Raw genomic sequence first — 13,975 nt, forward strand, 5'->3', positions numbered from 1 at the left:
GGTTAAGCCCTATTTTTGGGGAAACTTTTTTTACTTTATCAGCACTTGTTCACTCGGCTTTATCACCTTGTACATATGGTTTACCACCACCAAAAACAGCACCTGTTAAAGTAAAGCACCCGATAGTTTAAGTACAATATTTCACAATCTGCTATGTCCAATTAGACAATGTCTTATTTTAAATCGTACCCAGCATTATTTATTATTTTCTGAGGAGCATATCTCAGCTAAGGTTATGATAGAAATAAAGAGGGAATTATATGCAGTAACCTCCAGCCATAAAAATACAAACCTCAACCGTTTCTAAAAGAAACAGGCGTTTCTACTATTGTAGAAACAAGCCTGTTTCACAGAAATTTCTTTTCATTATTTTATAGACGGTTTTATCTGCAAATCTTAATAAGGGTATGGGTAGTGGTGGTGATGGTGGTGGTGGTAGGGATAGTGGTGGTATGGGTATGGGTAGTGGTGGTGATGGTGGTGGTACGGATAGCCAACAAAGCCTGGAGCTCCAAAACCAAGTCCTGGTGCAAAACCAAAGCCTGAACCTGGTCCACCTAAGCCAATCCTCTCATTATAGGCATAATTCATACAAACATTCATCCTCCTCATTTCATTTTACATTAGAGCATATGCGTTTTGGGTAAAAGTTCTTGGGTATTTGTCTTGATTTCTAGAATTTAGATGACATATGCGGCATCCAACCGAAAAAGTGGACTTTTCTTTCAAAACCATTGTTATCAATTCACCACTCTGTCGAAATTATACAACCCATATACTATTCAACTAAACTGCCCTGTTGGTTCAACAAGCAAAAAGATCGCCGCAGCGATTTCCATCTTTAACTATTGCACTCGTTAGTTTAAGTACATTGCATCACAATCATGTTTCCAAAATTAAGTTACTTAGCAAACATAAATAGCAAAAGAATATTACCGATTTATATTTTTTGTCATTCCAACGGAAAATTTCTTAAAACCTAAATCTTTATAATAGGACTCCAAACCTTCTATACACATAAGTTGAGGAATTACTTTATTTTGCTCACAATGATCGATTATTCGGTTCAATATTTCTTTACCAATTCCTTGGGACTGATAGCTAGGCAGGACACATACTCCACATATAATTGCCGTAATGACACCATCAGAAATAACACGTCCCATTCCTACTAATTTTTGTTCATTAAAAGCATATACTGCATACCAGCTCTGTTTACACATTCGTTCTAAATCATTAACGGTTAATTTAAGTGAATTCCATCCTAACGATTCATATAAATTCAATAATTCCTCAAAATTTTCAGGTGGCTGTATCGTATAATCTATCTTTTTTATCACATAAATACCTCCTAATTTTGTATCAATTACAAATTAAATCTGAACAAGGATACTACACCCTTGCAATAACTTATAAGAATATATTTTTTTGAATCAGCACTATTCTCCTTTAATCGGAAATCCTATTTCACTAACCTGCTCCTTTAGTTCAAGAAGAAAGCTACCATTTCTGGCAGCTTGGATCTTGAACTCTTGCACCCGTTAGTTGCGGGTCATTTTTAAATTATTGCAATGAAAGAAATTATTAAGAATTTTGCTCAATCGTTTCTTCTACATAAGTAAGAAAATTACTGTATGGGGAGTTCCCTTTCAAAAATTGCGATACCACATTCAAAGGTAATATCACTATATCTCTCTTTTTAGAATAAAGAACACTTTGTGTTTTGGTACTACTATACGCTCCATCAAAATCGGGAGAATAATTGTATACAGATTCAGACTCATACCAGTAAAAGTCTTGTCTAATATTACTTTTGATAACTTCACCAATATATGCACCTATACGAATCACTAAATTATCAAAATGCTTATTTAAAAGTTCAGCACCAAACTCCGTATTCATTAATCTTTTTGTGTACATATCAATACTACGAACGCTTTCAATAGTGAAGTCTAAATTTCTTTTAGTAAGGTTCTCTTTATCCCACGAATCATCCGAAACATCCTGATACATTAATTGTGCAATGCCTTTTAAATCGTCTTTTTTTAATTTGGCTTTATTTAAGAAACCAAACATAAGATGGGATTTCTCCTTTATCAAGTGTCTACGAGTGCAGCTATGCTAATTATATCCCTTATTCCACTAACATGCTTCGTTAGTTGAGTAACATATCAATTCTTTTTTGCATATGTTCTTCTAGTAAGTTGTCTTACTTCTTAATTTCAAATTGTCCTTTAAATGCAGTAAGAAACAGTAACAATCTAATTAAAACTTCTTGAAGGTTATGTCCTAATACCTCAACATAAAAAAAGACAGCTTTAAGCTGCCTTTAGAGAAAATTTTAAATGTGATTAAAAATTCAATAGTGTAAGCACATAACAGATGCTATTTCTCTCGATTAACGATGGGATGGCCAGGAACCTTGTATTTTTCTGATTTGAATAATTTGACCCGTATGGTATGCGTCGTGAAGCATTATGTCCAGTAGTTTCCCTTCCAAGGAATCTTTGTCAAGCTCTTCAACTGAAGTATTGATTAGCATCTGTCTTAAACAGTGATGAGCGTTTTCGGCACGTTCAACGACTTTCTTCCATTCCTTATCTTCATTAGATTGTTCGGTGAGATAGAAGGTTTCATTACCGTCAATATTTGTCCATTCACGACCATCCATTTTTGCTACAAGTCTCTCTTTGTAATAAATGAGATGATTAACGTTTTCCCAAATAGTTTTGGTTGCCTCACCAGTTGGTCTCCAGGTAGCTTGTTCTGCCGTGATTCCTTTAATTGCATCTTTGAGCGGTGCATACCAGCTCTCCTTGTCGAACGTTGAATCTAGCACGTTTAAAATCAAGTTGATTCTATTCAAAGTTATCTCCTCCTAGAACAGCTACCGCAATATTACTACGGCGTAAAACTTTATATGAGAAGCATATCATACAAGCAAAAATTTGATAATATTTCCATAATGTTTTTTCTCTTCTAACCTGCCCTTTAGCTGCAAAAATAGTCCGCCATTAGAGATCCTTATTCTGTCACTAATGCACCCGTTTGTTGAATAAAAAAGAAGCCACCTGATACGGTAGCCATTCTTTAACCTTATTTATGATGTTGATTTTAAGCCAATTACTGCTATTAAAATGATTCCTATAAATAATATTCGTTTCCAATCTCGAGGCTCTCCATAGAATAACATTCCAACCAAAGTACCCCCTACGGTCCCAATCCCTGTCCAAACTGCATATGAAAGACCGCTAGGAAGGGTTCGCATGGCTATTGTAAGAAAAATAAAACTAAAGATAAATGCACTGAACAAGGTAGCATATGCTTGTAAATTTTTGTATTTTGCTACTTTGTTCATTCCGATGACTCCAAGTACTTCAGACGAACCAGCTAAAATAAGATAAATCCATGCCATTTATACTCCCCCTTCGTTCTTGGCAGGTTCTGTTGTAACGAGTTTTAAGCCCAATACACCCACTAAAAGTAGAAGAATAAAAAATATTTTTGACCAACTAAAAACCTCTTTGAAAAAAATCATTTCTACCACAACGGTCCCCGCTGTGCCTATTCCTGTGAAAACAGCATAAACCGTAGCCACTGGTAATTTTTTTGTAGCCTTCAGCAAAATGAAGAATGATAAGTATATAAGTAAAGCAACACCTACCCACGAAATCCAGTTGTTAGAATACTTTAAACCAATTGCCCACAATACTTCTATAAAACCAGCGATAATTACAAGTGTCCAGTTATGATTCATGTTTCCCTCCATTAAGTCACATTAACCAATTGATAAACCCCGCCAATAAAGATACCAAGATGACTCTATTCTTTTATTTAATCGGTTGGTACCTCCGTATATCATTTCTACAAATATTCCATCTAGAACTCCCATGTAAGCAGCCGTAGCTCGCTTAGGTCCAACCTCAGAGCTAATTTCCCCCTCATTCATTGCTTTTTCAATGATAGGAAAGATTATATCCTCTATATGGTCTAACGTTTCATAGACAAGTTTAATTATTTGTTCAGAAAGATGGTTTGGTGGAAAAAAAGAGATTCGTAGCCAAAACTTTGTTGAATCGTCCCTATCATAACGTTCTTTATACTTTAATAGTAATTCATATAACAATTCTTCTAACTTTTTGGTTTTATTACATTCAACAAATTCCATAATAAACCTTATTTGTTCTGAGAAAACATCTCTACATACCTGAAGAAATAGGTCATCCTTTCCTTTAAAATGAGTATAAATTGATTGTTTTTTTATCCCTACATCCTCAGCAATCAGTGCCATTGATGTCCCTTCATATCCGTGTTTAGCAAAATGAATAAGTGCAACTTCTTTAATTTGATTTGAAGTCATATTATCATCCTTCCGACCGTTCGTCAGTTAATTTATCACTTGGTTAATCCTTTGTCAATGAAATTTACATGTTCTACAAGAAAGGTTTCATTATTTTTGTTAAACTAACCTGCTTCGATAGTTGAAGATTGCAGTACTGTATCAAATTTAATAATCAGGTCAATAATTCCTCTAAAAATAGAATCTTTAGGGAGAGATGTATTTTGCTATTATCAAAAGCCTGGGAAATTTATGAATCTGATAAACGAATTGAAGGGTTCTCCCAACAAACTTTAAAGGCCTATAAACTTCAAGCGTTGTTGGTGATACGGTATTTTGAGGATGTAAAACTCGAAACCATTACTACTATCAAATTAAAAGAATACTTGGCAAAGTCAAGTGAAAATCTAAAGCCATCCAGCTTAGCTCACCGTATACGTTTTATAAAGTCACTTTTCCGTTGGTCACACGAGGAAGGACATATTTTAAAGAATCCGGCTGCTAAATTAAAAGAACCTAAAGTAGGAAAACGAATCCCAAAATTTTTATCGGAAAGAGAAATCGAATACTTAAGGGAAGCTTGTGACACTCCTATGGAAAAGGCATTATTCGAATTTATGTTTTCAACAGGTTGTAGAATAGGTGAAATTGTTTCGCTAGATAAGAACAGGATCAATTGGTCAAACCGATCAGCGATTGTTCTAGGCAAAGGTGATAAAGAAAGAGAAGTATATTTTAATATTCGTTGTGAAATTTGGCTTAAACGGTACTTAGATAATCGTCAGGATAATGATCCAGCCATTTTTGTTACAGAACGTAAACCACATAGAATGAGCATTGCTCAAATGAGATACATTGTTAAGCGGATTTCTGATAGGGCAGATATTAGTAAAGTAATTCATCCACACCACTAAGACATAGCTATGCAACACATTTGTTGAATAATGGAGCACCTCTTGATGTTATCCAAAGTCTACTTGGTCACCAGAAGAGCGAAACTGCAAAAATTTATGCCCAATTAAGTGGTAGTCTTAGACAAGAATTGTATAGAAAATATTTTTAACCAATGGCTCAAATATGTACAAAAGCAACACTTCTAAAGAGTCTTGCTTCGTTTAACTCTTTTCTAATAAAAAACCATCTAAATGGTAGCGGGGTGTTAAACTCTTGCACCCGTTAGTTGCACAACAAAATCTAATGTTACCGTCTCTTTTTAGCAATAAGATTTACAACTAATACTGTAATACCTACTGATAATCCATTTAAAATAGAACGAAGATTACCTTCTGGTACAGTTGAATCAATAATTATAAACATCACTGATACTAATATAACAGAAAGAAACACCGCATCTTTTATCCCCATTTCAAACCACATCGCCTTTTCATTTTTAAAAATGTTTTTTAAGTATCGCATCCGTTACTTTAAGTGTATTGATTCACAATCTTACTGAAAATTTACCTAAAAAAGCTGAATAACTTAATAAAAATAAAAGGACTCCCTTTTGGGGAATCCAATGCATTCAGTACCTCTTTTGTTAAAGACTAATCTTCTTGGTTTGCACTACTGTCATTAGTCTTATCCGCAGCTTCGCCTACCTTGTTACCCATCGCTCCTCCTGCAACGGTACCAATTGGACCAAGAACAGAACCCAAAGCAGCACCTGCGGCAGTACCGACACCAGTTCCTACCGCTTCACTAGCATCATTATCGACACTATTGCGTTCGTTTTTATCAGCCACTCATCTCACTCCTTATTAAAAATAGGCAAGTGCTTTCCAGAACCGTAACATATTTTGCCCTATTAAGACGGATTTACGCGAAGTGTAAATGAGGTTTTTAAAACTTTGCAACTTTTCACTATCCTTCACAGTTGTGCGTAAAAAAAGCTGCCATAATGACAGCTAGATCTTAAACTATTGCAACCCTTTAGTTGAAGTGTAATTCTTCACAATCCTGTTGTTGGAAAAAGCGACCTCCATCTTGAAGGATCGCACGATATTTAATAATAATAATAATAATAATCAATAACCTTTTGTGCACAAGGTTACAAAATAACCTGTTTGAGGACGGAATAGGCAGCTGTAGCCCACCGCTATGGCTTTTTAATTTTCCTTCAAGCTTTTTTGGGGTTGTACTTTCTGACTTTCTCATCACCCATTACAAACAAAGTACGTGCATAATAAATTCCCGTTTGGCTTGCCCGTACTGCCACTCAAACATAGTCCCCTCTATCCTCGTCGTAGTATTTTTTTTATATACTTGATGGAGTCTTTCCTAGGATGTTTACCTACATAATCCGGCTCCTGAAGGATTTCAGGTAAAAGAGGTATTCATACCCATACAAGACACGAAATAAACATATACTGAATGATACTTGTGATCAGATTAGAAAGGAGAAATCAACCTTGACTAAATATCGGATCATGTCCTTTGATGGAGGCGGTACCTTAGGTGCTTTAAGTTTACAACTTTTGAACAGACTGGCTCTTCAAAACCCAAAATTAATTAGTCGAACCAATGTTTTTTCGGGAAATTCAATCGGTTCATTCACTGCCCTTGCGTTAGCAAGTGGAAGATCGCCGGAGGAGACACTCCAGTTTTTTAAGGATAAAATCTTGCCGGCATTCAGCGTTTCCCGACCAGGTGGACCTGTTTTTAACCAACAATTACCATATTCTAGTTTCATTAAAGCAGTACAAACATTTTTTCCACCAGAACTTCTCCTCAAAGACTTAAGAAGACGAATTGTTGTCCCTGCATTTCATTTATTCTCACCGGAGCTGAATCGTTGGACTCCTGTGTTATTCCACAACTTTCCTGGCTCTCCCTTTTTTAATGAGAAAGCGAGTGATGTAATACTACGGAGCAGTGGTGCTCCCGCGACGCAAAGAGCCTATCAAAACTACGTGGATGGGTATACAGTAGCAACTAACCCCAGTACAGCCAGTATCGCGTTTGCAGTGGGGAAAGCCAAACAGCCGTTGGATCAAATTGCGGTATTATCCATTGGAACAGGTGAAGAACCGACTCAATTAAGAAGAGATACGAAGGGGTGGGGGATGGTGAGTGCAGATAACATACGCCCTGAAAATATGAAGAACCTCCCCCCAAATTGGGGAGTTCTTTTGGACCGATCGCCCAATGAACCCTTACTGCCATTTCTTCAGATTATCTCTAGTGGATCCGGTTACTATGAATCCATGGTCAGTTCTCAGCTTCTAGGAAATCGTTTTTTTCGGTTAAATCCACGGATCCCTAATTTCTCCAAAACGGACCCTTCTGTGGTTCCCGCTGTCATTTCAATTGCTAACAAAACAAATTTACAACCTGCATTTCAATTTATAGAGAAAAACTGGAATTAATATAATTATCCCATAAATCTGATTAATTTTTTGGTTTTTATTGCAAGCATTTTGATTTTTTATAAAAAACAGCCAAACTGGCTGTTTTTATTTATTTATTCAGTTCTTGTTCAACTAAACTGCTTCGTTAGTGGAACAAGAATAACCTTTCTTATACCAATGAAAGGCAACATAATATAAAGGGTAATTATAATTCTTCATCTTCACCGTAAAAATCTAATAATACAGCTACAATTTCATCTTTTTCATTATATTGTACAGATACTGGATAGTACCCGTCCCCAAGTCCAGACATAGAAACAGTACCTCCAATCAGTACTCCACCTTGATCATCAGTTGCCACCTTATCACAGCAAGCCACATAATATTTGAGTCCCTCTTCATCCATATCTATGTCATAAACGTTTTGTACTTCATATGTAATCATTTCATCTCTGCCGTAAATTGATGCATCAAAAATTCCCGCTTGTGCAGAATCAACTGCAATCTCTTTACCTATTTCTATCCACTCAAGGTCTTGTTTGGCTTCTATATGACAAGCCATTAATTTAGCGACAGTCTTATCTTCTTCATAAAAGATTCTAGCTTTCCATTCCCCACTTTTAGCTGGGGTCAAAATCCAAGATAAGTCATCATCCGTTGCACATTCAATAGGATAGCAGGGATCACTGACAATGAGTTGATTGCCCTTTACTTGAAAAGAACCTAATACTTTTGAAATCATCTTTATAACCCCCATTTTAGGAACATCTACTATTTATTTTTTAAGATTGTTAAGAGTAAACGTGCCATATAAATATTGTTGAAATCCATATTCTTTATTAAAACAAAGCGTTGAAAAACTTTAATATTAAATCATTTTCTTGTTAAACTAACCTGCTTCGTTAGTGATACAAGAAAAAAAGCCGCCAAAGCAGCTGGTGATCTTAAACTCTCGCACCCCGTTAGTTCAATAACAATTAGTTAGTAAATATATCTAAAAGTCTCATATTTTCCATACTTGATAACAGTTTGTAATTCTTCTCCACCATTTTTATCCTTTAACAAAGCATCCATCTTATCTTCGGTAATATTGTAATGCCTCTTATTCAGAAAGCCTACACTTCGGATTGTTGGATGGTCTAAAATTGGTGATAAGTCACCATCTAACACATTAGTATCAACAAATCTGCTTCGTTAGTTTAAGTACAAAATTTCACAAAACTATTTTCAATTTAAATCAAGAATTATGTAGAATGAGTGACAATTTACAACAATATCAAAAAAAAAAATACCTTTGATCTATAAAATCAAAGGTCAAAGTTGAACTTAGTGGTCTAAGCTAAGTCCATTTTAGGAGGTCTAAACTCAGAAGAATTTAAACTATTATTATATTAACACATTATGAATATTTATTCAACAAATCAAATAATTATACATCTACTATCTTTGGTTGCTTTTCTATTTACTTAATGCAACCCTTTTGAATTCAAGCACCCGTTAGTTGAACCAATAAAGCTGTATGTAGTTTTACAATTCTAATTTATGTATAGATGTATGGGTTCTAACAACATTGTATTTATCATAATCTTCTTGGAGGATTCCATAAACAGCACAGTCCTTGTATTGATACTTCGAATTACGAATCATATGCCTAATCGTTCCTTCTTGTAGCATACCAACTTTACTCATAATTTTCCCAGAAGCTCCATTATCGAGGTTATGAGCTGCTGATATCTTATGAATATTCATATGTCTAAAGCCAAATTCTACGACGGCTCTTAACGCCTCAGTCCCATATCCCTGATTCCACCATTTGTATCCAATTGAATAACCTACCTCGCAATTTTCAGTTGTATTATCAAAATTATAGAAGTCAATTGCTCCAATTAGCTCACTGTTAGCTTTAAGTTCTATACCCCAGTAACAAAATTCTTTACTTCCATAGTCACTTACAACCTTAGTCACCCACTCAATTGTTTCCGAAACAGTCTTATGTGCACCTTTAATTAGGTTATCTGTAACACGTTCGTCTGAAAGCCAATGGTCAAAGACGCTTTGGGCATCTGAAAGTTCCAATTTTCTAAGGATTAAACGGTCAGTTTCTATTTTGGGTGTTCCTGCAAAGTTAATCATCCTGTCATCCTCTCAAAAAACCTTATATATAAAACCATTTTCTTAATCCTTTTCTATATTTAATAATAAAAATCCTTCTTCCACTAAACTGACCGTTAGAGCTCAATAACCAAAAAAGGATCGCCGCAGCAATCCCCGTTCTTCAACTCTTGCACCCGTTAGCTTAAGTACAATTTTTCACAAACCCGCTTACAAATATAAGCTATCCAATTAAATCATTTGTTCCAATAGGCTTTTGCTTCATCCTCAAGTACCTTTAATCTTTTGTAGTAATCAGGAAACTCGTTAAGGTGAGCCAGGGCAATTTTCCCAGTAATAATAGGATCATCGCCTGTAACATTAGTTTGGCTGGATATTTTTCCATGTTCAAGCTCTATATTTACTCCCATCCAAAACTCATCTAAATCAAACTTGCTTTTATTAAAATCAATGCCTAATAGTAAAGCGATTGCTGCTGCTTCCTCTTTGGAAAAAGATTTAACCCTAGTTGCAGGACGATTATTTCTATACAAGTTTGGACTTCCAATGGTTGGATAATGATATTGCGTACCAAAGTTATAACCGTTAATGAAGTGGTTCAAATACGGACCATTATAGTAGTACAAAACACATCCCTCCTAAAAAGGTAGTTATCAACAATATACGTTAGTTACCTATTTATGAGCATGTCTTCTAAAAGTTAAACAAATAGTGAATTCAACAAAAAATACAACTTAGCTAATTGAACTAAACTCCCTCAATAAAGAAAGCGAAATCTCACGATTTCTTCGTTTTTCTTAGATTTTCATAGTAGTTTATTTACTAGAAATTGCTTTTTAGGTGGGTAAATATCACTCGAAAGGATAAAATTGGACTTAAGAAGAAAAAAGACTCATAACCCACTACCCAATCACTTACACAAATTGGTAAATTAGTAAAAATATGATCGCACTGGTGGAAGTCCACATTTCTCATGGAGGTCAACCCTCCCATGCCTCACAGAGTCTTCGCTCTCAAATTCCTTCGTCCAACCTTTCCATGAGGTGGATGTCAGCCATGCTGCCCCACAGGGTCCTGCCCGTAATTTAGTTGCTTTGCCGACTAATCCGTGCTTCAAATGTACCCGTCCTACAAAACACACAACTACTAATTTATCTAATATAAAAGAGAATTAAGCTGCCATTTCTACCTTCTTTGATGCTGACAAATGAGGAATATCCTTTAACATCTTTTCTTCACTAAAATCAAACTGCTTTTTACCTATGCTAAAGAAAATACGGATCAGTTTATTACATAAAGCAATAAGGGACTGCATCTTCTTTAATGGATTATCAGGTCGTTGAGTATAGTAAGCGTGTAATGCTTTAAATGCTGAATTTTGTGCAACTAGAATCATACAGACCCTAAACAACAGGGCCCTCAATTTCTTACGTCCCCTCTTTGTGATGGTCGTTTTTCCCTTGTGCTTCCCGGACGTATTTTCTTTCAAACTTAACCCAGCTAGCTTAATAATTTGTCTGGGATGAGTATAATCACTGAGGTCGCCGACCTCCGCAAAGAAACCGGCAACCGAATCCCTGCCGACACCTTTAATGGCCAACATTTGTGGAACACCAGGTATTTCTTCAAGTAATATATCTATTTTTGCATCCAATTCTTCAAATTTAAGCTGGATTAGTTCATATTTATCAAGTAGCGTTTTCAGCTCCAATTTGGCCATATCAGAGCCTTGCCGAAGTCCGATGGACTTACTGGCAGCTTGCTTTAACTCTTTAATTTTACTGAGCCCCACACTCCGGGTAACGGCTTTTCTTAGGTGGATGAGCAGCTCTTGATCAGAGAATTTTATCATTTCATGTGGTAAGGCATTTAACCTTAAGAATTGTAATGCTGCCTTGCCTTCCCACTTCTTAAAGACTGTTAGAAATTCTGGAAAGTACCGATCAATCCAGTTGTGAACCTGTCCTTGGACCGTTTGGAGGTCATCCGTTAGAAGATCGCGAATTTTCTTTGCTACTCGGAGCTCGGCATAAACTCCTTGCGGTATAGTAGGTTCGGCGTATCTTCCGTCTTTGACCAGCTGGGCAATTACTCTGGCATCTTTTACATCATTTTTAGTTGGTGAATTATCATCGAGTTCCTTGCTTTTCTTAACGTGCAAGGGATTTACTGCCACAAACTTAATCTCATTTTCTTTCAGAATATGAGCTAGGTTGAACCAATAATGGCCAGTCGGTTCCATCCCAACTATCACTTTATCCATGGCTTGTTCTCTCTTCAACTCAGAAATCCACTTAAGAAAATGGGAGAACCCCTCTTTTGTGTTTTCAAAATAACAAGGTGATCCGAACTCCATTCCTCTAAAGTCCTGGGCACGTGCCACATGCTTGAATTTAGCGATGTCCACCCCTATAATTAGCGTTTGAGAAGTAATTTGAGCAAGCTTCTTATTTTGGTTATAATTCATTTTAGGCCTCCTGGTATTTGAGTATTGTCCTTTTCGCTGGCCTGCTTCAGGACACTCTCATTCTACCAAGAGGTTATTTTTTTGTTCAAACCTCATTTTCACTCATTACAGGAATGCTGCCCCGTTACAATAAGAAAAGCTGCCACAATGATAGCTCCGATATTGAACTCTTGCACCTGTTAGCTTAATAACAAAAAGGCTACATTGCCTGCTCCTCCTATATACATTCTGGTTCAACAGTAAAGTTTTTTACTGACTTTACTATAACTTCTTCAATTGTAAAATTAGGAGAATCATATTTAAGATATATATGTCCTTTCCTTACGTATTCCTCAGCTTCCTCAATGGTTTTAAAGCGTTTAGCATAACCATCACCAGAGCACCAATCCGGATAGCCTGTTGAACGTAAATCCTCATAAATATAGTATTTGAATTTATTTAAGTAATTTGACACTATGTACATCAAAAATCCTCCTGAAATTCAGTCATTTATGTAGTTCAAACTTTATTTTAGAAGTTTTTTCCACCTAAAGTAAAGAAAAATGAACGAAGAATAGTGCTCTCTTATGAGCCTATCAGAAAAGGAATTGATTAACCTTATTTACTTGCAAAGCCCTGCTCAGTTAGTGGAACAAAAGAAAAAAAGCTCTACTCCTTATTGAAGTAAAGCACCCGTTAGCTTAAGTACACTTTTTAACAAACTCATACAAAAGACCGTTAAATTACGATCCCTTTTTTCAAATAAGCCTTGTTTGTACTGCTTGTTTATATTACTCAACGCTCAATAATTGTAATTACATTTTAGGGGCTTCCATACCTATAATAGCCCATTCCTCTTTTGATGGACCATAAAGACCAGGAACTGTTAAACCTGCTTGACGCATAAGAATTGTCATTTGTCCTCGATGGTGAATTTGATGTTGAATTAAAAAAGATAAAATCTCTCCCTTTGACATTTTATGCCCAAACATATCCTGTACTTCTCTAAGACTGTTGTCAGTCCACTGATTTTTTACTACTTCAACCAAACCATTACTTGCTTGTTGATAGCTGTCAGAGATGAACTTTGCTGAAGTTGGAACTGGATAATCTTGATTAGGAGAATCAAAAGAAAGGTCTGTTCGAGATGTCACAACGCCAATTGCAGTTACCGTATGCCAAGCAATTCGACCTAACGTCCAATTTTGAGGTGTTACTTCTTGAGGTAATGATTCATCAGTAAGTTGATTAAGGATTTTCTGAGTAGCGTCTGCTTCAAATTTCCATAATTTAAAGAAACCATCTAATGTTTGAAACATATTCATCCTCCTCACTTAAATACTTCACAAATATATTCTACACTCTCAAAAAGATGCCTGCTCATTTAACAAAAAACCACTAATTAATTTCTAAAACAATAATATTAATTGAAGTTATTATTAGCTATCTTGTTGAACTAATCTGCAACATTAGTGCAATAAAAATAAGGGATCGCCGCAGCCATCCCAATCTTTAACTCTAGCACCCGTTAGTTTAAGTGCAAACTTTCACAAACTTACGTGATACAACGAAAAAATAAAATTCATTGATTATTAAATAAAATAACAATTTACATTTTTTTACACATATACTAAAATATAATTAAGCAAAAAATTTTTTAGTAAAAAATAATTTATTATAGGGAAAGGAGAATTTTAAAATGAGTCTATTAGATATTTATCTGCAAAAGAA

16 protein-coding genes and 1 pseudogene are annotated in these 13,975 nt (G+C 35.6%); 2 read left to right on the forward strand and 15 right to left on the reverse strand.

Annotated elements, in window-relative coordinates; genetic code table 11:
* Nucleotides 1-396: 396 nt before the first annotated feature.
* The 7 genes from TR08_RS32665 to TR08_RS18890 all read right to left on the reverse strand — a co-directional run bounded on the left by TR08_RS32665 (nucleotide 397) and on the right by TR08_RS18890 (nucleotide 4,360).
* The gene (locus tag TR08_RS32665) at nucleotides 397-591 is read right to left on the reverse strand and encodes a hypothetical protein (protein ID WP_052427529.1); all 195 of its coding nucleotides are present in this window, start codon (nucleotides 589-591) and stop codon (nucleotides 397-399) included.
* 341 nt (nucleotides 592-932) lie between these two features.
* The gene (locus tag TR08_RS18865; protein ID WP_152597466.1) at nucleotides 933-1,340 is read right to left on the reverse strand and encodes a GNAT family N-acetyltransferase; all 408 of its coding nucleotides are present in this window, start codon (nucleotides 1,338-1,340) and stop codon (nucleotides 933-935) included.
* Between the two features lie 244 nt (nucleotides 1,341-1,584).
* Entirely contained in the window at nucleotides 1,585-2,076 is a 492-nt protein-coding gene (locus TR08_RS18870) for a hypothetical protein (protein ID WP_045520838.1), read from the reverse strand.
* Between the two features lie 322 nt (nucleotides 2,077-2,398).
* Nucleotides 2,399-2,866, reverse strand: a complete 468-nt coding sequence (locus tag TR08_RS18875; RefSeq protein ID WP_045520840.1) for a DinB family protein — start codon at nucleotides 2,864-2,866, stop codon at nucleotides 2,399-2,401.
* 234 nt (nucleotides 2,867-3,100) lie between these two features.
* On the reverse strand, nucleotides 3,101-3,415 hold the full coding sequence (locus tag TR08_RS18880; protein WP_045520841.1) for a DMT family transporter: 315 nt from the start codon (nucleotides 3,413-3,415) through the stop codon (nucleotides 3,101-3,103).
* Nucleotides 3,416-3,757, reverse strand: a complete 342-nt coding sequence (locus TR08_RS18885; RefSeq protein WP_045520842.1) for a DMT family transporter — start codon at nucleotides 3,755-3,757, stop codon at nucleotides 3,416-3,418. It abuts the gene before it with no gap.
* 21 nt (nucleotides 3,758-3,778) lie between these two features.
* A complete protein-coding gene (locus TR08_RS18890; protein WP_045520843.1) occupies nucleotides 3,779-4,360 on the reverse strand; it encodes a TetR/AcrR family transcriptional regulator in 582 nt (193 codons plus the stop codon).
* Nucleotides 4,361-4,563: 203 nt separating this feature from the next.
* On the opposite strand from TR08_RS18890, the pseudogene TR08_RS18895 reads away from it, so the two are divergent.
* A pseudogene (locus TR08_RS18895) lies at nucleotides 4,564-5,402 on the forward strand (tyrosine-type recombinase/integrase).
* Nucleotides 5,403-5,539: 137 nt separating this feature from the next.
* On the opposite strand, the gene TR08_RS32090 reads toward TR08_RS18895, so the two are convergent.
* Nucleotides 5,540-5,755 carry a hypothetical protein gene (locus TR08_RS32090; protein WP_152597467.1) on the reverse strand — a complete coding sequence of 72 codons (216 nt, stop codon included), beginning with the start codon at nucleotides 5,753-5,755 and terminating at the stop codon, nucleotides 5,540-5,542.
* Between the two features lie 128 nt (nucleotides 5,756-5,883).
* Nucleotides 5,884-6,081, reverse strand: coding sequence for a hypothetical protein (locus TR08_RS18900; protein WP_045520844.1), 198 nt, complete (start codon nucleotides 6,079-6,081; stop codon nucleotides 5,884-5,886).
* A 666-nt stretch (nucleotides 6,082-6,747) separates the two neighbouring features.
* Here TR08_RS18900 and TR08_RS18910 point away from each other — a divergent pair.
* The gene (locus tag TR08_RS18910) at nucleotides 6,748-7,704 is read left to right on the forward strand and encodes a patatin-like phospholipase family protein (RefSeq protein ID WP_045520848.1); all 957 of its coding nucleotides are present in this window, start codon (nucleotides 6,748-6,750) and stop codon (nucleotides 7,702-7,704) included.
* Between the two features lie 187 nt (nucleotides 7,705-7,891).
* On the opposite strand, the gene TR08_RS18915 is transcribed toward TR08_RS18910, so the two are convergent.
* From TR08_RS18915 to TR08_RS18945, 6 genes are all read right to left on the reverse strand, one after another.
* Nucleotides 7,892-8,428: a DUF4241 domain-containing protein gene (locus TR08_RS18915; RefSeq protein ID WP_045520850.1), complete on the reverse strand. Its 537-nt coding sequence runs from the start codon at nucleotides 8,426-8,428 to the stop codon at nucleotides 7,892-7,894.
* A gap of 785 nt (nucleotides 8,429-9,213) precedes the next feature.
* The gene (locus TR08_RS18925) at nucleotides 9,214-9,819 is read right to left on the reverse strand and encodes a GNAT family N-acetyltransferase (RefSeq protein WP_045520853.1); all 606 of its coding nucleotides are present in this window, start codon (nucleotides 9,817-9,819) and stop codon (nucleotides 9,214-9,216) included.
* 215 nt (nucleotides 9,820-10,034) lie between these two features.
* The gene (locus TR08_RS18930) at nucleotides 10,035-10,424 is read right to left on the reverse strand and encodes a DUF5661 family protein (RefSeq protein ID WP_202964975.1); all 390 of its coding nucleotides are present in this window, start codon (nucleotides 10,422-10,424) and stop codon (nucleotides 10,035-10,037) included.
* 545 nt (nucleotides 10,425-10,969) lie between these two features.
* Complete coding sequence (locus TR08_RS18935) at nucleotides 10,970-12,265, reverse strand: IS110 family transposase (protein WP_045520855.1); 1,296 nt, start codon at nucleotides 12,263-12,265, stop codon at nucleotides 10,970-10,972.
* A gap of 217 nt (nucleotides 12,266-12,482) precedes the next feature.
* The gene (locus TR08_RS18940; protein WP_045520857.1) at nucleotides 12,483-12,728 is read right to left on the reverse strand and encodes a hypothetical protein; all 246 of its coding nucleotides are present in this window, start codon (nucleotides 12,726-12,728) and stop codon (nucleotides 12,483-12,485) included.
* Between the two features lie 331 nt (nucleotides 12,729-13,059).
* Nucleotides 13,060-13,563, reverse strand: a complete 504-nt coding sequence (locus TR08_RS18945; protein WP_045520859.1) for a DinB family protein — start codon at nucleotides 13,561-13,563, stop codon at nucleotides 13,060-13,062.
* Nucleotides 13,564-13,975 lie beyond the last annotated feature (412 nt).

The sequence above is a fragment of the Neobacillus niacini genome (genome assembly GCF_000759675.1).
Classification (GTDB): Bacteria; Bacillota; Bacilli; order Bacillales; family Cytobacillaceae; genus Neobacillus; species Neobacillus niacini_A.